Annotated in this window: 14 protein-coding genes; 8 read left to right on the top strand and 6 right to left on the bottom strand. The window is 39.0% G+C overall.

The features are described from left to right. The first annotated feature begins 533 nt into the window (after window positions 1-533). Window positions 534-1,586, top strand: a complete 1,053-nt coding sequence (locus IQ244_RS24050; RefSeq protein WP_193898724.1) for a hypothetical protein — start codon at window positions 534-536, stop codon at window positions 1,584-1,586. Window positions 1,587-1,715: 129 nt separating this feature from the next. Here IQ244_RS24050 and ligA read toward each other — a convergent pair whose 3' ends face one another. Next, window positions 1,716-3,752 (bottom strand): NAD-dependent DNA ligase LigA, encoded by a 2,037-nt coding sequence (gene ligA, locus IQ244_RS24045; RefSeq protein ID WP_193898659.1) that lies wholly within the window; start codon window positions 3,750-3,752, stop codon window positions 1,716-1,718. A 153-nt stretch (window positions 3,753-3,905) separates the two neighbouring features. On the opposite strand from ligA, the gene IQ244_RS24040 reads away from it, so the two are divergent. Further along, a complete protein-coding gene (locus IQ244_RS24040) occupies window positions 3,906-4,892 on the top strand; it encodes a glycerophosphodiester phosphodiesterase (protein WP_193898657.1) in 987 nt (328 codons plus the stop codon). Between the two features lie 158 nt (window positions 4,893-5,050). Further along, the gene (locus tag IQ244_RS24035) at window positions 5,051-5,752 is read left to right on the top strand and encodes a peptidoglycan-binding domain-containing protein (protein ID WP_193898655.1); all 702 of its coding nucleotides are present in this window, start codon (window positions 5,051-5,053) and stop codon (window positions 5,750-5,752) included. Between the two features lie 138 nt (window positions 5,753-5,890). On the opposite strand, the gene IQ244_RS24030 is transcribed toward IQ244_RS24035, so the two are convergent. Both IQ244_RS24030 and IQ244_RS24025 read right to left on the bottom strand, forming a co-directional pair. Beyond that, window positions 5,891-6,631, bottom strand: coding sequence for a superoxide dismutase (locus IQ244_RS24030; RefSeq protein ID WP_228059118.1), 741 nt, complete (start codon window positions 6,629-6,631; stop codon window positions 5,891-5,893). 592 nt (window positions 6,632-7,223) lie between these two features. Then, window positions 7,224-8,645, bottom strand: a complete 1,422-nt coding sequence (locus tag IQ244_RS24025; protein ID WP_193898653.1) for an NADP-dependent isocitrate dehydrogenase — start codon at window positions 8,643-8,645, stop codon at window positions 7,224-7,226. A 312-nt stretch (window positions 8,646-8,957) separates the two neighbouring features. Here IQ244_RS24025 and IQ244_RS24020 point away from each other — a divergent pair, with 312 nt between their 5' ends. The 3 genes from IQ244_RS24020 to IQ244_RS24010 all read left to right on the top strand — a co-directional run bounded on the left by IQ244_RS24020 (window position 8,958) and on the right by IQ244_RS24010 (window position 11,282). Beyond that, entirely contained in the window at window positions 8,958-9,680 is a 723-nt protein-coding gene (locus IQ244_RS24020) for a GUN4 domain-containing protein (RefSeq protein ID WP_193898720.1), read from the top strand. Window positions 9,681-9,720: 40 nt separating this feature from the next. Then, on the top strand, window positions 9,721-9,894 hold the full coding sequence (locus tag IQ244_RS24015) for a type II toxin-antitoxin system HicB family antitoxin (protein ID WP_193898651.1): 174 nt from the start codon (window positions 9,721-9,723) through the stop codon (window positions 9,892-9,894). Between the two features lie 236 nt (window positions 9,895-10,130). Further along, on the top strand, window positions 10,131-11,282 hold the full coding sequence (locus tag IQ244_RS24010) for an ABC transporter ATP-binding protein (protein ID WP_193898649.1): 1,152 nt from the start codon (window positions 10,131-10,133) through the stop codon (window positions 11,280-11,282). Between the two features lie 216 nt (window positions 11,283-11,498). Here the strand turns inward: IQ244_RS24010 and IQ244_RS24005 are convergent, their stop codons facing one another. The 3 genes from IQ244_RS24005 to mtnA all read right to left on the bottom strand — a co-directional run bounded on the left by IQ244_RS24005 (window position 11,499) and on the right by mtnA (window position 14,370). Then, window positions 11,499-11,975 (bottom strand): hypothetical protein, encoded by a 477-nt coding sequence (locus IQ244_RS24005; RefSeq protein ID WP_193898647.1) that lies wholly within the window; start codon window positions 11,973-11,975, stop codon window positions 11,499-11,501. Between the two features lie 80 nt (window positions 11,976-12,055). After that, a complete protein-coding gene (locus tag IQ244_RS24000; protein ID WP_193898645.1) occupies window positions 12,056-13,288 on the bottom strand; it encodes a retropepsin-like aspartic protease in 1,233 nt (410 codons plus the stop codon). Between the two features lie 17 nt (window positions 13,289-13,305). Continuing rightward, window positions 13,306-14,370, bottom strand: a complete 1,065-nt coding sequence (mtnA, locus tag IQ244_RS23995; protein WP_193898643.1) for an S-methyl-5-thioribose-1-phosphate isomerase — start codon at window positions 14,368-14,370, stop codon at window positions 13,306-13,308. A gap of 135 nt (window positions 14,371-14,505) precedes the next feature. Between mtnA and IQ244_RS23990 the strand changes: the two genes are divergently transcribed. After that, window positions 14,506-14,718 (top strand): hypothetical protein, encoded by a 213-nt coding sequence (locus IQ244_RS23990; protein WP_193898641.1) that lies wholly within the window; start codon window positions 14,506-14,508, stop codon window positions 14,716-14,718. A 385-nt stretch (window positions 14,719-15,103) separates the two neighbouring features. Further along, a complete protein-coding gene (locus IQ244_RS23985; protein WP_193898639.1) occupies window positions 15,104-21,157 on the top strand; it encodes a hybrid sensor histidine kinase/response regulator in 6,054 nt (2,017 codons plus the stop codon). Window positions 21,158-21,329 lie beyond the last annotated feature (172 nt).

Below are 21,329 nucleotides of genomic sequence, written 5' to 3'. Positions count from 1 at the left end.
TCCAAAGAATTGGGATTTCGGCACAATATATGGTGAAAACATTGTCAAGCTTCTTTGATACAAAGCAACTCAAAAATTGAGTGTTTGTTGATTTTCAGCCCCTTAAATAAAATTTAGTGTTGCAGGTGCATCAGATATCAGGATGGCAAAAGCAGATTACTCTAGAGGATTTTGGTTTGGAGATGAGAGAATTTATAGAACTGTTAAAAAAAAATATAAATTTATGTTTTATGGTAATCATTAGCAGTAGATGAATTATGAAATTTAACTATTAAAATCTAAGAATTTTGATGAAGACTAAAGTTCTCAAGACCAATTAATCTGAGTAATGGGCAATTTTTCCTAATTTGTAGCAAATTTTTGCTGATTTTGGTAGGCATCTTGCTAACTACTATTTGGATGTCTCATTTGGAGGATGAAGAAAGTTAAATGGATTGAATACAAATAATTTCAAGATGGATCAATGGAAGGGAAATGTTAGCCGATCGCCCACCTTTAACCAAACTATTAAGCAATCAACAGGTGTAACAATTATGACTAAATATGATAACGTTTTTAACTCACAAAAAACATTAGCAGAATCTTTAACTCCTGAAGAAGCTGTAGCAGCGATCGCGGTGGTAACTGCGATCGCAGATTCTTCAGTTGAAGAAGTCGATCCCGAAGGTTTAGCGGGTATTCTGTGGGAATTTGAGGTTTTTGAAGAGTACTCGGAAGAAGAAATGATCGAAATCGTCGATAAACTCATTGATATAGCAGAATCACAAGGGTTGAGTCCTTTGTTTAATACTGCGAATGAATCTCTCCCTGAAGATTTAGTCTTAGATGGTTTTGCGGCTGGGGTAGTTGCACTTTTAGATGAAGAAGAATTAATTATCCCCAAAAATAAAGAACCTTTTCTCAAGAAGTTACAAGCAGCTTTAGAACTTGAAGATGAAGAAGCAGACGAAATCACCAAAGAAATAATTGCGGCTTTTCAAGCAGGAGAAAATGAAGAATATTTTGATGATGAAGATGACATAATTACTGTAGAAGACTATCTCGAAGATGTCTATGAATCTCCTTTAGGTAATTTTACAGTCCCCATTCCTGTTGACACAGAGCAAGGGGGTAAAATTCAAACACAAGAAGGATTAGTCAGTTTTTCTGATGACATTGGTACTTTGCTACGAATTGATTATTATCCTATCCCGCCAGAACAGTTAGAAGAACTAGAATCTCAAGGACAGCGAGAATATCTGCAAACAATATTAGTAGATAAATATGTACCACAAGCAATTTTCACGAATGTACCTGATGCTCAAGTAAAGTATAGTGAGTATTTAGAAGATGTCTTCGAGGGAGCGTGTTACGCCTTGGTTGATATGCCCAAAGGTTCAACAATGTCTCAACAAGGCAATAACGGAACTGCTGCGAGATTGGATGCGTATCGAGGCGTGATGGCCTTTATTAATGGCGAGTTTTTATATATAGTTAGCAATCAACGCACCTTTTTAAATGGCGAAACACCAAATGATCTCGCCGAAGAAGCTGAGTACATCAAGGATAATATTTTGTCTTTTGTGGAGACTATAGAATTCAGTTAATCTGATATAGGAATCTGACTTGATTATTGAAATTACTTGTGTAGTTAGGGAACAGGGAACAGGAAATAGGTAACAGGAAAAGAAATAACACAGGTATAGTTAGTTTTTTCCCAAAATCAAATATGATTCCTATACATCCTCTAACATTGTTAACAATTGTTCCTCTGTTAACTGAGTAATTCCTAAAGCCTGGGCTTTGGCTAATTTAGAACCAGAATCTTCTCCTACTAGCAAATAATCTGTTTTTTTGCTGATGGAATCTGTAACTTTACCGCCAGCTTTTTGAATGAATGCTTTAGCTTCATCCCGCTTTAAGGTGGGTAATGTGCCTGTAATTACGAAGGTTTTCCCGGCAAACTTTTGGTTAATATCACCAACGGTTGTAGTTGCTTCGGCAAATAATTGTAACCCTATTGTTTTTAATCGTTCAATTAAAATTTGATTGGCATCAATGTGAAACCACTGATAAACAGATTGGGCGATTTCTGCCCCAATTCCATAAATACCAGCAATGTCTGATTGTTTGGCGGCTTCTAACTTCTCGACTGCGGGATACTTTTCGGTGATGAGTTGGGCATTCACACTGCCCACATGACGGATGCCTAAACCATACAATACCCTATGCCAAGGTTGATTTTTGGATTGGGCGATCGCTTCTACTAATTTCTGGGCTGATTTTTCCCCCATTCTTTCTAAGCTAGATAATTGTGCTTCTGTCAAATCATACAAATCAGCGACAGAATGCACCAAACCTTTATCTACCAGTTGATGCACTAATTTTTCTCCCACACCTTTAATATCTAAAGCATCACGGCTAACCCAATGTTCAATGGAACCTTTGAGAATAGCTGCACAAGAAGCATTTACGCAGCGAGTCACGGCTTCTCCTGATTCTCGCACGACTGGTTGACCGCAAACTGGGCAATGGCTAGGCATCACAAATGGTTCGGTGTCAGCGGGACGCAATTCTTTAATTACCCGCACCACTTCGGGAATAATTTCCCCGGCTTTGCGAACAATTACGGTGTCACCGATGCGGATATCTAATTGGACAATGCGATCGCTATTATGTAAGGTAGCGCGAGAAACTGTTGTCCCCGCCAATTGTACCGGACGCATCTCTGCCAACGGTGTTAACGCCCCAGTTCTACCCACATTCACCGCAATATTTTCCACACGGGTGGGTGCTTCTTCCGCTGGGTACTTCAACGCTACCGCCCAGCGCGGGAATTTTTGGGTAAACCCTAATTGTTCTTGCAGTTTAAAAGCATTTAGTTTTACCACTACACCATCGGTCATGTAGGGTAAATTCAATCTTTCCGTATCCCAGTATTTGTAGTATTCTGCCACTTCTGACAAAGACTCACACAACTGATGATTGGGATTTACCCGAAAACCCATTTTTTGTAATAATTCCAAGGCTTCCCACTGAGTATTGGCAATACTCGCATCATCCATACCGGGAATATGCAATGTATAGGCAAAGAAATCTAACCGCCTCCGCGCCACAATGCGGGAATCTAACTGTCTGAGTGTACCTGCTGCGGCGTTGCGGGGATTCGCAAATAACTGTTCGCCGGCTTTTTGCCGTTCTTCGTTGATTTGCTTAAATACTTCCAAGGGTAAAAATGCTTCACCGCGCACTTCAATTCTTTCTATCGGTTCTATCCCATCAAAGTTTAAGCGCAAGGGAATGGAACGAATTGTTCGCACATTTTGGGTAATTTCTTCACCCGTAACCCCATCACCTCTAGTTGCACCTCTGACTAACACACCATTTTGGTAAGTCAGCGCCAAAGCCGAACCATCAATTTTCAGTTCCGAGACATATTCTACCGCGTCGCTTGCCGGGAGTTGTCGCCGCCAACGTTGATCCCAAGCTTGCAACTCATCAATATTAAAAGCATTCTCCAAACTATATAGAGGGATGTTGTGGCGAACTGAGGTAAAGTGTGTAGCAGGTCTTTCACCCACGCGCTGAGTTGGACTGTCGGGTGTAACGAATTCTGGATACTGAATTTCTAACTGTTGCAATTCGCGGTATAGCTGGTCATAGACTGCATCTTCCATGATGGGTGTGTCTAAAACATAATAGGCGTAACTAGCTTGTTGCAGTAGCTGGCGTAATTCTTCTATGCGTTTGAGTTCAGGCTGAATCTGGATCATTAGACTTATGGGAAGATACTGAGCAAATATAATTTTATTTGTCGGGATTATTCTAGGTTAATCGTCTTGGGTATCAAAAGGCATTAGCAATCAGGAATAAGCGATCGCATCCCGTCCCCCAATATTAACATTTGTTAAAAAAATCCCCCGACAATGAAGAAAAAACCCATCATCATTGCTCATCGCGGTGCGAGTGGCTATCGTCCAGAACATACTTTAGCCGCTTACGAATTAGCCATTAATTTCGGTGCAGACTATATTGAACCAGATTTAGTTTCCACTCAAGATGGTGTTTTAATTGCGCGTCACGAAAATGAAATTTCCGCAACTACTGATGTTGCTAACCATCCAGAATTTGCTCAACGGCGAACTACTAAAATTATTGATGGCGAGTCAAAAACTGGCTGGTTTACAGAAGACTTTACCCTAGCCGAAATCAAAACATTATGCGCCAAAGAAAGAATTCCTCAATTACGCCAGCAAAATACTATTTATGATAATTTGTGGGAAATTCCCACACTCCAAGAAATTATTGATTTAGCCAAGAATTACAGTATAAAACTGGGGCGAAATATTGGCATTTATCCAGAAACAAAGCATCCCACTTATTTTAGATCGATAAATTTAGCTTTAGAAGAACCTCTACTTGCCACTTTAGGTTATCAGGCAGAAAATACACCTATTTTTATTCAATCTTTTGAAGTGAGTAACTTACAATATTTAGCCCAAAAAACTCATTTACCTTTAGTACAGTTAATTAATCTTACTGATCAGCCTTTTGATTGTACCGTTAGTGGTGATATTCGCACATATACCGATTTAGTGACAAAATCAGGGTTAGAAGAAATTGCCAAATATGCCCAAGCAATTGGTATTCATAAAGATATTCTCGTTCCTAGAGATAGTAACAATAAATTACAAACACCAACATCTGTGGTACACAATGCTCATACTGCTGGTTTGCAAGTACATATCTGGACTTTTCGCAATGAAGATAGCTTTCTACCTCTAGACTTTCAAGGTAATCCCCAAGGGGAATATGAACTATTTTTTAGTTTAAGGATAGATGGCGTATTTAGTGACTTTGCAGATACTGCTGTAATAGTGCGCGATCGCTTCACATCAGTTGATATTTCTTAATGCTTGATTATCCAAAAAGCAAAAAACAAAAATTATACTTAAGGCTACTACTAAAGGTAAGAGAAATATTATAAATCCATAACTATCTAGTCTAAATTCCTGCATCACCATAGAATATTTCCGAAAAATTAACTAGTGCATACCAAATAAAGGTAATTATGGTAACTAAATTAGAAGCATTTAAATCACCTCGATTTATTGGTAAACCTCTTTTAGCAGATATTGAGTTTTTCGACTCCCTAGAAAAAGTTGATAAATTCGCTACTGATACTGGTATCAAAATTTTCGTCACTAGTTCTACTCGTTTACAAGGTGGTGTAGTATCGGGTGCAATTGTCCGTCCTGCTAGTAGATCAAATCATTTAGTTGGTCATGGCATCGATATGAATGTTTCCCTAGGAGATAAATTATTTAATAGTAACGATCTCGATAAAAACAACTTAAAAAATCTGCCAAAAGAAATTCAAAATTTTATTCAAAGTATCCGTAACGATCCGATGTTGCGATGGGGAGGAGATTTTACCCCCGCAGATTCAGTTCATATTGATGATGGGTTAAATGTTAGGGATGCTGCTACTTGGGATGCAAAGTTTCCCATTATCCAATCAGAAATGAGAGCTTTATCCCAACCTAATTCTATTTCTGGACAGCCAAGAATTTTATTTTTAACTGACCCCCCAATGCGAGGAGATGATGTACTTGCTGTGCAGAAAGCGCTCATTCAAAAAGGCTTTAGTCTCAAAGCTGATGGTGTATTTGGTGCAGCTACCGATAATGCAGTCACAGCATTTCAAGAAAAGCAAGGTTTAACCGCAGATGGTATTGTTGGCCCTGGTACACGTAAAGCATTAGGACTGTGATATGGGAGAAGGCAGAAGGCAGGAGGCAGGAGGCAGGAGGTAAAATTACACAATATTCTAATCTTTCTGTAAAAAACAAGATCCCCGACTTCTTTAAGAAGTCGGGGATCTAAGCTTATTTGTATTTACAAATCAACCTTAATACGCAAATTTACTTGCTGCTGCAAATCGGTTGTTAATCTCATCCCAATTAACAACATTCCACCATGCCGTTAAATAATCAGCGCGGCGGTTTTGATAGTTGAGATAATAGGCGTGTTCCCAAACATCATTACCGAAAATCGGATATTTACCTTCACTAAGGGGATTATCTTGATTAGCTGTAGTTGTGATTTCTAACTTGCCATTTTTATTCCGGACAAGCCAAACCCAACCACTACCAAAACGCGCTGTGCCAGCTTCGTTAAATTGCTTTTTAAAGGCTGCAAAATTCCCAAAATTTTGATTAATTGCCGTGGCTATTTCTCCTGTCGGTTCTCCGCCTCCCTCCGGCTTCATAATTTTCCAAAACATTGAGTGGTTAACATGACCACCGCCATTATTGCGGACTGTTGTGCGGATATCTGCTGGAACTTTGCCAAGTTTGCGTAACAGTTCTTCAACAGGTTTGTTTTTGAGTTCTGGATGTTTGTCTAACGCAGCATTCAAGTTTTTCACATAAGCCGCATGGTGCTTATCGTGATGAAACTGCATTGTTTTCGCATCGATATGTGGTTCTAATGCTTCGTAAGCGTAGGGTAAAGGTGGTAGTTCAATTACACCTGTGCTACTTGGCGCTTGGCTAAGAGGTGATTTGTCAGCCAATGCAAAAGAATCTAATGCAAAAGTACCAGCACCTGCACCCAGTAAAAATAAGAAATGTCTGCGGTTAAGAGTCATAAGAGTTTTTTGCAGCAAATTTACGCAATCTGTTATCAGCTTTATTGTCATAGATTTGGGCTACAAAAAATTGCCTTTATGGCTCAAACATCAAAAGAAATATTGTTAAATTTAGGTTAAATACTATCAGAGTCTACACCCAAAGCTTTTAATCTCTAATAATTCATTCACTGCGATATTAAAACCTGGACGGACATTTTGAGTTCTGACAACTTCACCAGCAATAAATATAAGTCGCTGATTTTTAATAATTACAATAATCTAAACATTTGCAGGAAATACTAACCAAACGTCTTCACTATCTGATTGCCAACATTCTTGAGATTTCGCAATTATCTAGTCTGCTAAACCTATAGGGAAAATAACTTGAGCTATGAGGGGAAGATTTTGAAGTTAAAAATTGAGTCATGGGGTAATACGGTTCAGATAAGAAAACTAAATCACAACAAAACCAACAAATAATTATTCAACAAAAAACGAAAGAATTATTTTGGAGGGGGTTTGGGGGACGCAACCGTCCCCCGATTGGGGGGTTGGGGGAGAATCCCCCAAATCTTGCTCATTGTCTGATGGTTAACTCCCGCCCCTGAACTTAACCGAAATGTTTGATAATTGCGTCGGCAAATTCAGAACATTTGAGAGGTTCTACTGGTGGTTCGAGTAACCGCGCTAAATCGTAGGTGACTTGACTGTTAGCGATCGCATCACTTAAACCTTTCTTAATTAAGTCAGCCGCTTCTTGCCAACCGATATATTCCAACATCATCACGCCAGACAAAATCACTGAACCAGGGTTAATTTTGTCTAAACCAGCGTGTTTGGGTGCTGTACCGTGGGTAGCTTCAAAAACGGCGCAAGCGTCGCCAATATTTGCGCCTGGCCCCATTCCCAAGCCGCCAACAATAGCAGCCGCCGCATCTGACAAGTAATCGCCATTGAGGTTCATTGTCGCCAAAATTGAATACTCATCAGGTCGGGTTTGGATTTGTTGAAAAATACTGTCAGCAATCCGGTCATTGACCATGACTTTATTTTTCCACTGACCATTGCCGTGGCTGTCCCAAATTGTGTTAAGGACTGTTTCAACTTCCTGAACAATTTGGGCTTTTTTCTCGGCTGTCAGTCCATCAAAACCGGGATCAATTTGACGGGCATTTTCTTCTAAGGAAATATTGGGATTTTTTTCCTTGTTGCTTAAAATCCAAGATTCCCGTTCGGTGACTGTCTCTTGGCGAAACTCGGTGGTTGCGAGTTCATAACCCCAATCGCGAAAAGCACCTTCGGTGTACTTCATGATGTTACCCTTATGCACCAGCGTTACCTGTTGCTTTTGTTGGGGTAAAGTTAAGGCGTGTTTGATGGCGCGGCGAACAAGACGCTGGGAACCAGTTTTGCTGATGGGTTTGATCCCGATACCAGAATCAAGCGGGATTTGCTTTTTCCCGTGTTCTGGGGTGGCGGGGATGAGTTCGTTGTTGAGGATAGAGATTAAGCGTGAGCCTATTTCACTACCTTGTTTCCACTCAATACCCAAATAAATATCTTCGGTGTTTTCCCGATAAACAATTACATCGAGCTTTTCAGGATTTTTGTGTGGTGAAGGCGTACCAGCGTAATAACGGCAAGGACGTACGCAAGCATATAAGTCAAAAATTTGACGTAATGCCACATTCAGAGAACGAATCCCACCACCAATAGGAGTGGTCAAAGGCCCTTTAATTGCTACACCATATTCTTTAATTGCCGTGAGCGTATCTTCAGGCAAATACTGATAAGTGCCGTATAAATCACAAGCTTCATCACCAGCGTAAACCTTAAACCAACTAATCTGACGTTTACCCTGATATGCTTTAGCTACCGCCGCATCGAGTACCTTTTGGGTAGCCGGCCAGATATCAATACCTGTTCCATCACCTCGAATAAACGGGATAATTGGATTATCAGGTACAATTGGCTCACCATTTTTAAAGGTGATTTTTGATCCACTTGTCGGGGGGGTAATCTTGTTGTACATAGTTCAAACACTCCACAAAAACATAAAAAGTATGAAGTATGAAGTATGAAGTATGAAGTGTCAAATATAAATTTCACCTTCAGCCTCTATCCTTCATCTTGCTTAGGTTCTAGCCTTTAGTCCCTAGCCTAAGCGCCCCTAAATATGCAGATTTTCCCCCTATTCCCTTTGTATAGCATTTAGGGATTTCAGCGAAACTGGCGCAATTTTGTACGATCAAAAATAGTAAACTACTTTTCGCTATCAGTGTTTCATCAACAAAAACCTTTGATAGCGATCGCTTGTTCACTGACCGCTAACACGAGTAATGGCATGACAGACCCAATGATTGTATCAGGCACTGCTAATGACATCGACTCCCTTCGACAACGCTTAATCGCTGGGTCTCTTCAAGTCCAACAACAGATCATCCCACAATTAGCCGAATTGGGTAATGAGGGATTAGAGGTGTTGATGGAATTTTTGTTGAAACGTCGTGAGTCCCCAGCAACTTGGATTGATGGTAAAGCTTACCAAGTCCTTTACAACTCTGATGCACCAAACGCCAGAGAATTTCTGCAAACAAATTTGCCTGAAGGCATTGTACCTCTAAAATCAGAGGCAGGGATCAATTACAAACCTTTGCAACAGTTACTAGCCGCGCAAGACTTCCAAGCCGCCGATCGCGTAACTATTGAGAAAATGTGTGAAGTAGCCGGGCCAACGGCTGTCAAACGCAAATGGCTGTATTTTACGGAAGTTGACAATTTCCCGGTGACTGACTTACACACCATTAATAATTTGTGGTTAGTCCACTCCGAAGGGAAATTTGGCTTTTCTGTACAGCGAGAAATTTGGTTAAGCCTTGGCAAAAATTGGGATAATTTTTGGCCGAAAATTTCTTGGAAGAATGGTAATACTTGGACACGTTACCCTAATGGCTTTATTTGGGAGTTAAGTGCGCCAAAAGGTCACTTACCTTTATCGAATCAACTGCGAGGTGTACGCGTTATTGCATCTTTATTTGCTCATCCAGCATGGACAAATAAAGGATGAAGTATGAAGTATGAAATTAGTAACCCCGTAAAATCAAATTATGCAGAATACCAGCAAAAGAGAATTCTACGTCATTATTGAACGGGATGAAGATGGCTATTATGTCGGAGAAGTCCCACAACTAAAAGCCTGTTATAGCCAAGGAGAAACAATTGATGAGTTAATGACGAATATTAAAGAAGTCATTGAACTTTGTTTAGAAACTCTAATTTAGCTTATGAAGAAGGATAAGCCAGAAACCGAAGATAATTTAAGCTCAGAGTATGACTTAAAGAGCCTAAGAGTCAGAAAATTTGGCGCTTAACGCAAGAGTTTTACTCAAACAATAGACATCTTGCAAAAGTCCGATTAAACTCTTTCTTCGCGTGTATGGGTGAAGAAAAAATATTTATGCAAGAAGTCTAATGATTTGTTTAGGAAAGGACAAATGACAAAGGACAAAATTAAATAATGGCAAAAGTACGTCTCGAAGAAATTAAACGTCGGTTTAACAACGTCACCGCCATCGAAGATATCACCTTTGAAATTCCCGATGGCGAATTTTGGGTGTTAGTCGGGCCTTCTGGTTGTGGGAAATCGACAATTTTACGGACGATCGCGGGTTTAGAAACTGCCACTTCTGGCAAACTATTTATAGGCGATCGCCTAATGAATAACATCCCCGCCAGACAGCGGGATGTGGCGATGGTATTTCAAAACTACGCCCTTTATCCGCACATGACAGTGGCGCAAAATATCGCCTTTGGTTTGCAGATGCGGCAGATGGACGCGAAACTAATTCAAGATAGAGTAATGACGGTGGCGCGATCGCTTTCTTTGGAACATCTGTTAGATCGCAAACCCAAACAACTTTCTGGGGGACAGCAACAACGGGTAGCATTAGGAAGAGCGATCGCCCGTGAACCCCAAGTATTCTTATTGGATGAACCTTTATCTAATTTAGATGCTCAACTGCGCGATGACACCAGAGCCGAATTAAAACAACTCCATCACGAATTGGGAATTACCACTGTTTATGTCACCCACGACCAAGTTGAGGCCATGACCTTGGCTGATAAAATTGTCGTGCTAAATCGCGGCAGAATTCAACAAATTGGCGAACCCCAAAGCATTTACGCTCTTCCCGCTAATCTAATGGTGGCAACTTTTTTAGGCAATCCACCAATGAATATTTTGTCAGCTAAATATACCAATGATGGCTTTGATGTTGGTGAACAATTAATTGCAGTTCCCGAAGTTATCAGAGAAAAATTACAATTGTATCCAGGGCAGAATTATGATTTAGGTATTCGCCCAGAACATATTTATATTAACAATAACTCAGCACTCAGCACTCAGCACCCAGCACCCAGCACCCAGCACTCAGCACTCAGCACTCAGCACTCAGCACTTTCAGTTGATGTGAAGGTAGTTGAGCCTTTGGGGCGAGAAACTTTAATTCGTACGAGTTTACCTGGTTCGACAGTTTTATTGAATGTGCAACTTGGTGGAAATGTGCGGGTGAATGTAGGCGATCGCTTGTCTATCCAATTAGATTTAAGTCAGTTATTTATCTTTGATTCTATTACCGGAGATAGAATATGGCCAGAGGCAGAAAATTAAGAATTAGGGTAAATTACGCTGCTGCCACTTTTCAGTTTCACAAGCAGCTTGATCATGCCAAACTCTACAACTAATGATGGGATAAAAATAGAGAAATGCTACTCCAATAATCACACAAACCCAAGCCAAACGAATAGCCCAAGCTTTTAGGTTAAATTTTTTTTAGGCATCAATACCCTAGATAAATTTCACATCCTTAGTCAGCTATATTTTTTATTAACTCAAAACTTCCATCTTCGTAATTATTGATTCTTTTTTACTTTTGCCACATGGTTCAGCACTTTGGCAATCACTCACCGATTCAATTGTGTAAGATGCCCGCACTTTTTTGTTTAAAAATTTTGCCGATTCTGCACAAATCTCAAAAGATGCACCTACCTGATGTTCCATTCCTTGTTCATCAGTTAATGTGGCATAACACAATAAATCACCGTTGACTAGTTCTTTAACTGTGCCAATGGTGGGTGGGGAATTTGGCAATTTTTCTGGATTTGGAGAAACTGCTGTTGTCGGAGTTGCTTGGGGAGATGTGTTAACAATTGAGTTTTTGGTCTGACTCTGCGTCATCTCAGAGTTAATCTGTTGAGAATTATTTGTGGGAGTTTCTTTGATAATTTCTGTAGAGGAACTAGTACAACTGGTAATCGAAATAAGACAAATAATTAATCCAATTGTTAAGCTAAGATTTTTCATGGGTGATATGATTGTGAAAAGTTATTAGGACGATTGAAACTAATTTTGCAGAAGGGAGAATTGGGATGACTTTACTCCATTCATAAAAGCTGTAAAACTAAACTTCCAGATTCAACAACTCCGAGTCTATTGGGTTTGCTAAAGCGCCAATGTTGTTGATATTTGTTGAGAAAGTTTTGTCCGATAATACCTTCTACCCCTGGAAGTTTGAGAATGTTGCTTTGCTCAACAATAACTGCATCAATTTCAGTTACTTGATGTTGCTGAATTTGCAGTTTATTCAATTTAACTTTCTTAACGCTTTCTCGTCCACCAAAACCGAATATTTCTACTGTTTGAGCCTGGCGATCATCAATTCCTAATTTTTGAGCTAATGACTGGGATACCATCATACTGTATGCGCCTGTATCCACAGCAAAGCTAAAAGGCCCTTGACCGTTAATATAAACTTGGGCAGTTAAAATCCCAAATTTTCCTTTTAAAGAGATAGCACTAGCAACAGAATCAGAAGGTGGTAAAAGTTGTAATTGTTGTTTTTTGGGATTGAGTAAAACATCGAAATTACTGAGAAAATCCAGACCTAAAACTCCAGAGATATCCTTTGGTAGTGCCTGTGCAGGTAGGCCTAAGCTGTGTATACCAGAAACACTAGCAGAATTGACCTCTAAAACTGGTAAAATATGGGTATTTACTGCCAATGCTTTTAAGTTATTACCAATAACTGGCTTATAAGCTAAAAGCTCATTTGGTACAGGGCTACTGTTAAGCCCTAATTGTTGAGCTAGTTGACTATTAATAATTGTTTGACTATTACCTGTATCTAATATAAAAGTTTGAGTTTGTTGACCAATGCGGACTGGAATCGTAAAAATAGAACTCTCACTAGCAAAGCTAAGTTGCACACTGGCTTGTCCTTGGCTAATAGGTTGAGGGAGTTTCACACCAGCTGCTTCCATAAAAGCTGCCATACGTTCAAAAGCATCTGAGCGGAATTTGCCATTTGGAGCTAGTGCTACCACTTGCAAAGCACATCTATTAGCAATAGCTTCAGCTTGAGGATTTGTGAGTTTCTGGTTAAAAGATTTAGCTTCAGTACATTTTGAGACTTCTTGTAAAAGTTGCTGTCCCAGGTTGTTGGATTTTGATGGGGATAAAGTAACTTGACCTACGGCTGGTGTTGGTATCAAGGGGAAAAGGCTGCTGAAAAAAATGCCTGCCATAAATATATGAGAAAGCAGGCTTTTGCTTCGGCGAGAATTTTGGCTTGTGGGAATCTGATATTTTTTCCCCCAAGACTGAATGAGAATTTGCATAAAAACAGTGATGTTAGTTAGTTAACACACTGTTTTAACTGGTACTTAGCTAAATCACCAGGTGCAAATGCCCCATTTTCTGTAATTATGGCTGTGATTAATTCGGCTGGGGTGACATCAAAAGCTGGGTTGTAAAATTCCACACCTTCAGGGGTGAGTCTGGTGTTACCCACTTGGTAAATTTCTTCTGGGTGACGTTCTTCAATGGGGATTTGACTACCGTTAGCTAATGCAAAATCTACCGTAGAAAGAGGTGCAGCGACGAAGAAAGGTACATTATGGGCTTTAGCAACGATCGCTAAACTATAGGTGCCAATTTTATTCGCTGTGTCACCATTCGCCGCAATCCTATCAGCGCCAACAACCACTGCATGAATCAAACCCCTCTGCATACAATGGGCGGCCATGTTATCGGTAATTACCGTGACGGGAATTCCTTCTTGCACACATTCCCAAGCTGTGAGTTTTGCACCTTGTAAGCGGGGGCGGGTTTCATCAGCAAACAACCGTTCTAAACGCCCTTCGCGCCACGCAGAACGCACAACTCCCAAAGCTGTACCATAACCGGCTGTGGCTAACGCGCCAGCATTACAGTGAGTCAGTAAAGTGAGTTTTTCGGGTGTTTTGGGCAGTACAGTTAAACCATGATCACCCATCGCCTGACAAGTTTGCAAATCTTCCGCATTAATGGCTTGGGCTGTTTGGAATAAAACTTGTTTGATATCTTCGATGCTTCCTTCAGTTTCCTGGGCAGTTTTTAACATCCGGCTAATTGCCCAGAATAAGTTTACCGCCGTGGGACGAGTCTCTCGTAATAATTGGGCGACTGTTTCTAGTTGAGTTAAGAATTCAGTGCGTTCCCTTGTGCTAATTTCCCTCGCCCCCAGATACATCCCATAAGCCGCAGCCACACCAATAGCCGGCGCACCCCGCACAATCATGGTTTTAATCGCCAGCGCCATATCTTCACTACGATGAATTTCCACAAAGGCATATTCATTGGGTAAACGGGTTTGATCAATTAGTGAGACTGAATCATTGTGCCAAATTACGGGGTAAACCTGATTTGCAGAGTTTGTCATAAAAATCGGTAGCCATCATCAACTGTGTACACAAAAATAAATGAAAACGAGACGCTGAAGTTAGAGACTAGAGGTTAAGACTAGTCTCTAGCTTCAACACTTTTCCAAGTCAATCAATTATTAACATTACCAAGCATGATGAAAAGCCGAAAGATTTTAAACACAACTGCTTGTAGTCGTAGTACCACATCTCCCGGAGTGCAAACTGGACTTCCAACTGTCCCCTGGCGTATTGCTACTAGTTGGACTAAAAGTTTAGTGACTTTTATCGGTGCAAAAGTAGTCGCCGAACAAGTTAAGGATTCGATATTGATTGCTGGTGGTACACAACTAACTCCCTATAGCTAGGATATATTACAAGCCGCCCAGCAAATTTATATTGAGATATATGAAGAAAATACCCGTAAAAATATCACCTGTAAACAAGTTTATAACTGGAATCGGGTGAATGAATTGAGCTACGCCAATTTTGCCACATCTAGTAATAGCAAATGATAGCTTCCTCACACGCTACTATGCTTTGTATAGGGATATAAGATTGAATGACAACTTTTGTAAGGTTGGCAATGCTTTTAGTTGCAAAAAAAATTTTAAGTTGCGGGTATTGTCCACATAAAAATTATTGAAAATGGTACAAAATATAAGTAAGCCAACATTAAAAAACTTAGTAATACCAAAATAGTTCCTTGATTACTGAGTTCAAGATTTAGCTCACGCAAGTTACAAAATAAACATGAGTATTATTCTTCCCGACTACAATCTCATCAAAGTTCTTTATGATAACGCAAATACCTGTATTTACCGTGCTGTTAAAGAATCAGAACAAATATCGGTAATTATCAAAATTCTCAAAACTGCATATCCCACAATTGAGCAAATCACTCGGATTAGATATGAGTATCAAATACTGCAATCTTTGACAATAGAAGGAGTGATTCAACCTCTAGCTTTAGAAAGTACACAAAATGGCATAGCCCTCATCTTAGAAGATATTCCTGGAGAAATACTCCAGGATTTTATTAACACAAAAACCTCAGAATTAAACATTTTTTTACAAATTGCGATTCAATTAGCTTTAACACTATCTCAGTTACATCAAAATCATATTATTCATCAAGATATTCAGCCTCGTAATATTTTAATTAACCCCAACACAAATAAAATAAAAATTATAGATTTTAGTATTGCTTCACGCTTATCTAGAGAAAATCAGACAGTTAATTATCTCAATTTCCCAGAAAATAGTCTTGCTTATATTTCACCAGAGCAAACTGGGAGAATGAACCGTTCTATAGACTATCGAACTGATTTGTACTCGTTAGGTGTGACACTATATCACATTCTCCTTGGCACGCCACCTTTTGATGTAAATGACCCTTTAGAAATCATTCATTCACATATTGCTAAAATCCCTATACCACCTCAAGCTTTAAATGCTCAAATTCCTCCAGCAGTGTCGAATATTATCATGAAATTATTAGCTAAAACTGCTGAAGAAAGATACCAAAATGCTTTGGGTTTAAAAGCAGACTTGGAAATATGTTTAAAACAACTACAAACAACTGGTAAAATTGATAATTTTGTTGTTGGTCAACTTGATTTATCTAGTCAATTGCTGATTCCGCAAAAACTTTATGGTAGAGAAGGAGAAGTTACTAAATTGATCAATACCTTTGAGCAAGTTAGTTCTGGAAAGGCTGAGTTAATGTTAGTTAGCGGTTATTCGGGAATTGGTAAGTCTTCGTTAATAAATGAAGTTTATAAACCAATTATCCGCCAGCATGGGTATTTTATTGCGGGAAAATTTGATCAGTATAAACGTCATATACCTTATGCAGCGTTAATTCAGGCTATTCAAGAATTAATCCGTCAGATATTAACAGAAAACACTGAAAAAATCACAATCTGGAAAAACAAACTTTTATCAGCAGTTGGTATCCACGGTCAAGTTATTATTGACGTGATTCCTGATGTGGAAAAAATTATCGGCGTTCAGCCTGACATCCCAACATTAGTAATTAATGAAGCGCAAAATCGCTTCAATCGATTATTTCAACAATTTATTTATGTATTTTCCCAAGCAGAACATCCATTAGTAATTTTCTTGGATGATTTACAGTGGGCAGATGTAGCTTCTCTTAAGCTAATTAAACTGTTGCTGAGTGACCCGGAAAGTCAATATTTATTATTAATAGGTGCATATCGTGATAACGAAGTGAATTCGACACATCCTTTAGTATTAACTCTAGAAGAACTCCAAAAATTGGGAGTAAGTATCAATAGTATTGTGCTTCAGCCTTTAGAGATTGGGTATGTCCAACAGTTAGTTCATGATACAATTAAAAGTCGCAGAGAAGAATCACAAAAATTAGCTGATTTAGTCTTTAATAAAACCCAAGGCAATCCATTTTTTGTTACCCAAATTATCAAGTCTCTGTACCAAGAGAACTTGTTGTTTTTTGATTTCATTACAGCTTCTTGGCAGTGGAATCTGGAACTGATTCAAGACATTGAAATTACCGATAATGTCGTTGAACTGATGGTAAATCAAATTCAAAAATTATCACCAACAACCCAAAAAATTTTACAATTAGCAGCTTGTATTGGCGATAAATTTAATTTAGATATTTTAAGCATTGTTAACCAAAAATCTTGGACAGAAACAGCCGCAGAACTCTGGGAAGCTTTACAAGCAGGGCTGGTTTTACCTTTAGATTCGTCTTATAAAATACCGCTAGTTTTAAATGAACAGCCAGAAGCAGAATTGCTAACAGACTCATTACCGCAGCCAATTACCTACAAGTTTTTACATGACCGTGTACAGCAAGCATCTTATTCGCTAATTCCCGATGAGCAGAAAAAGGCAACACATTTTCAAATTGGTCGATTAATTTTACAAAAAACGTCCCTAGAAGAGCAAAAAGAACATATTTTTTCTTTAGTCAATCACCTAAATTATGGTATCGATTTACTAAGTTCAGAGTCAGAAAAATATGAGTTAGCTGAACTCAATCTACTCGCAGGTAAAAAAGCGAAAGCCGCCGCGGCTTATGAGTCTGCTATGCGCTATTTAAAGATAGCTTTGATTTTATTAACAACTAACAGTTGGCATCAGCAATATGAATTGACATTAAAGGTATATCAGGAAGCAGCAGAGGCGGCATTTTTAGGTGGTGACTTTGAGCAATTGGAGTTATTAGCTGAAGCAGTAGTGCAACAAGCAAAAACGCAACTAGAAAAAGTGAAAGTTTATGAGTTGCGAATCAAAAGCTGTGAAGTGCAAAGGAAACTAATTGCAGCAGTGCAACTGGGATTGGAAGTTTTAGAAATGTTGGGAATAAAACTCAACCAAGCACCATCTGAGTTAGATATTCAGCAAGCTATTCAAGAAACTACAAGCAATTTAGCAGGTAAAGGCATAGAAGATTTAATTAATTCGCCTTCTGTAACAGATCCTCACAAATTAGCAGCGATTAGACTGATAGCAAGTTTAGTCCCTGCGGCTTATCAATCTGCACCTGCATTATTTATTTTGATGGCTTGTCAGCAAGTCAATTTATCTATTCAACATGGAAATACACCTTTTTCTGCGAGTGGTTTTGCTGATTTTGGTGTAGTTTTTAGCGGGTTATCACAAGATATTGAAGCTGCTTATCAAATTGGACAATTGGCTTTAAATTTATTATCACGTTTAGATGCTTATGAAGTGAGAAGCCAAGTTTTATTTAAAGTTGCTACATTCATCACTCATGGGAAACATCATGTGAGAGAGACTTTACCACTTTTAGAAGATGCTTATTTAAGTGGATTAGAATCTGGGGATTTAGTACACACAGGCTATTCAGCTAGTAATAGGTGTCAATATGCCTATTGGAGTGGTGCGGAATTAACCAGCCTAGAACAGGAGATGGCAAAATATAGTAAGGCGATCGCGCAAATTCATCAAGAGACTGCCCTAAAATGGCATCAAGTCTTTCACCAAGCAGTTTTGAATTTAATTGGATTATCGGAACAACCTGGCCTTTTAATTGGGGAAGCTTATAACGAAGAGCAATTGTTACCATTCCACATCCAATCAAATGAGCGCACAGTAATTCATTATGTATTCCTGAATAAATTAATTCTCTGTTATTTATTTGGGGAATTTGCTCAAGCGGTGGAAAATGCCAGCAAAGCCGAAGAGTATTTAGATGGAGTCACAGGGTGGTTAAATGTGCCGTTATTCCATTTCTACGATTCTTTAGTACAACTGGCAATATATCCATCGGCTGCATCTGCACATCAAAAACTTCTACTAGATAAAGTAAATAATAATCAAGCAAAAATGCGAAAATGGGCAGATCATGCACCGATGAATTTTCAGCATAAATATGAGCTTGTAGAGGCAGAAAAATCTCGCATACTTGGTCAATATTGGCAAGCAATGACAGATTATGACCGCGCTATTGCTGGAGCTAAAGCCCAAGGATATATTCAAGAAGAGGCTCTCGCCAATGAACTAGCAGCAAAGTTTTATTTTGAGAGGGGGAGAGAAAAAGTTGCCCAGATTTATCTCACTGATGCTTACTATGGATATAGTAACTGGGGTGCGATCGCCAAGCTGAGAAATTTGGAAGCAAAATATCCCCAAATTGTGGGGCGACTATCGGAACGCAAAACAGCAAATTTAGACAAAAATCGCCTCATCCACTCACTAAATCACAGTATGAGTGGAGCTTTTGATTTAGCTACCGTGATGAAAGCCTCCCAAGCCCTTTCTGGGGAAATTGTTTTAGATAAACTACTAGCTAAATTAATGCACATTTTGCTAGAAAATGCTGGTGCAGAAACAGGATGTTTGATTTTAGATAAAGCCGATAATTTATTTATCGAAGCATCAGGTAAGTTTGGGGAAACGGAAATTAATGTGCGACAATCAACCCCGGTTGCATCGAGTCTGCAATTGCCCATATCATTGATTAATTATGTGCAGCGAACTAAGGAAAATGTTGTACTCAACAATGCTACATCTGAAGGAGTATTTACAACAGATAGTTATATTGTCTTGCATCAACCAAAATCTATCTTATGTAGCCCGATTGTGAATCAGGGTAAGTTAGTTGGCATTCTTTATTTAGAAAATAAATTAATTGCTGGGGCATTTACACCAGAAAGATTAGAAATTTTACAACTTTTATCATCACAAGCCGCAATTTCTTTAGATAATGCCCGTCTTTATCATGATTTGGCAGAATATAACCGGACATTAGAAACAAAAGTTAAAGAACGCACTTTAGAATTACAAGCGAGAAATTTACAACTACAACAAGAAATTCAGGAACGCCAAAAAGCCGAAGAAGCCGCCGCAGATGCTAACCGCGCCAAGAGTGAATTTCTCGCAAATATGAGTCACGAACTACGCACACCTTTAAATGGAATTTTGGGTTATACACAAATATTTAAAACAGATATCTCTTTGAGTAATCAACAAAAAAATGGTGTAAATATTATCCATCAGTGTGGTGAACATCTTTTAACACTGATTAATGATATTTTAGATATTTCTAAAATAGAAGCTCGGAAAATGGAGCTAGAGTTTAAGGACTTTAATTTTCCCGCATTTTTACAAGGCATCGCCGAAATTTGTCGGCTGCGTGCAGAAATTAAAGGACTTGCTTTAGTTTATCAACCTGTTTGTTCTCTACCCAAACTAATTCGTGGTGATGAAAAACGGTTACGTCAAGTTTTAATTAATTTATTAAGCAATGCAGTTAAGTTTACCAAAAAAGGTAGTATAACCTTTAAAGTAGGCTATGTGACCCAGCACGGAGACTGGATATTAGATAGACAACATCTTGTTGGTAAATCTCCACAAATAAAAATTCGCTTTTTAGTAGCAGACACAGGAATTGGCATTGCCCATGAGCAATTAGAAGACATATTTCTGCCATTTAAACAAGTGGGTGAGGATAGTTTAAAGACAGAAGGAACCGGATTGGGCTTGACAATTAGCCGTCAATTGGTTCAGATGATGGGTAGTGAATTATGTGTCAAAAGTGAACTGGGCAAAGGCAGTGTTTTTTGGCTAGATTTAGAATTGCCAGAGGTTGAGCAACAGACAAATGTTGATATTGATCAACTGAATATTATTGGTTTTTCTGGCTCTAAACGTAAAATTTTAGTGGTTGATGATAAATGGGAAAATCGTTCGGTTTTAGTCAATATTTTAGAGCCTTTGGGTTTTGAAATTTTGGTAGCTAGTGATGGCTTAGACTGTCTGCATAAAATCCCAGAATTTCAGCCTGACTTGATTTTGATGGATTTGGTGATGACAGGAATGGATGGTTTTGAAGCTACCCGTCGCTTGAGATTGTTACCAAATTTTCAGGAAATAGTCGTGATTGCAGTCTCGGCTAGTGTATTTGAGTTTAATCAACAAGAAAGCCGCAAAGTTGGCTGTGATGACTTTCTCCCCAAACCTATCCACAAAGCAGAACTTTTAGAAAAGTTACAGATTCACTTGGGATTGACATGGGTATATGAAGACAAGGTAAGAAAGATGACGGATGAACAAAAAAGTTCAATTCATCCTTTACACTTAACATCTCAGGCGGCGATTGTGCCTCCGCCCGCAGACGAACTGGCAATTTTGCTAGATTTGGCTATGCGGGGGGACTTAAGAAGTATTGCGGAACGATCGCTAAAACTAGAAGAACAAGGTGAGGAGTTCCAACCTTTTGCCACTTATTTATATCAATTGGCGAAAGGTTTTAAAGGGAAACAAATCTTGGAGTTTCTCCAAAAGTAGAGTTGTTGGGAAATAAGGGAGAATAGAAAGTTAGTACTTAAGTGGGGAAATGCTGAACATCGAACGGGCATTAAAACAAGATAGGCTGTTACGGGCATTAACAGGATTGAACCGGAAAGCTTTTGAAGCACTTTTGCCAACGTTCAGCACTATATATGACAAACAAGTACGT

Origin of the sequence: Nostoc sp. LEGE 06077 (assembly GCF_015207705.1) — a bacterium.
GTDB lineage: Bacteria > Cyanobacteriota > Cyanobacteriia > Cyanobacteriales > Nostocaceae > Nostoc_B.
The sequence above is the reverse complement of the archived record's forward strand: the minus strand, read 5'-3'. Positions and strand labels throughout refer to the sequence as shown.

Excerpts from the sequence above, each read along its gene's own strand:
- IQ244_RS24050 (WP_193898724.1), top strand. The coding sequence starts at position 534 with ATGACTAAATATGATAACGTTTTTAACTCACAAAAAACATTAGCAGAA.
- ligA (WP_193898659.1), bottom strand. The coding sequence starts at position 3,752 with ATGATCCAGATTCAGCCTGAACTCAAACGCATAGAAGAATTACGCCAG.
- IQ244_RS24040 (WP_193898657.1), top strand. The coding sequence starts at position 3,906 with ATGAAGAAAAAACCCATCATCATTGCTCATCGCGGTGCGAGTGGCTAT.
- IQ244_RS24035 (WP_193898655.1), top strand. The coding sequence starts at position 5,051 with ATGGTAACTAAATTAGAAGCATTTAAATCACCTCGATTTATTGGTAAA.
- IQ244_RS24030 (WP_228059118.1), bottom strand. The coding sequence starts at position 6,631 with ATGACTCTTAACCGCAGACATTTCTTATTTTTACTGGGTGCAGGTGCT.
- IQ244_RS24025 (WP_193898653.1), bottom strand. The coding sequence starts at position 8,645 with ATGTACAACAAGATTACCCCCCCGACAAGTGGATCAAAAATCACCTTT.
- IQ244_RS24020 (WP_193898720.1), top strand. The coding sequence starts at position 8,958 with ATGACAGACCCAATGATTGTATCAGGCACTGCTAATGACATCGACTCC.
- IQ244_RS24015 (WP_193898651.1), top strand. The coding sequence starts at position 9,721 with ATGCAGAATACCAGCAAAAGAGAATTCTACGTCATTATTGAACGGGAT.
- IQ244_RS24010 (WP_193898649.1), top strand. The coding sequence starts at position 10,131 with ATGGCAAAAGTACGTCTCGAAGAAATTAAACGTCGGTTTAACAACGTC.
- IQ244_RS24005 (WP_193898647.1), bottom strand. The coding sequence starts at position 11,975 with ATGAAAAATCTTAGCTTAACAATTGGATTAATTATTTGTCTTATTTCG.
- IQ244_RS24000 (WP_193898645.1), bottom strand. The coding sequence starts at position 13,288 with ATGCAAATTCTCATTCAGTCTTGGGGGAAAAAATATCAGATTCCCACA.
- mtnA (WP_193898643.1), bottom strand. The coding sequence starts at position 14,370 with ATGACAAACTCTGCAAATCAGGTTTACCCCGTAATTTGGCACAATGAT.
- IQ244_RS23990 (WP_193898641.1), top strand. The coding sequence starts at position 14,506 with ATGATGAAAAGCCGAAAGATTTTAAACACAACTGCTTGTAGTCGTAGT.
- IQ244_RS23985 (WP_193898639.1), top strand. The coding sequence starts at position 15,104 with ATGAGTATTATTCTTCCCGACTACAATCTCATCAAAGTTCTTTATGAT.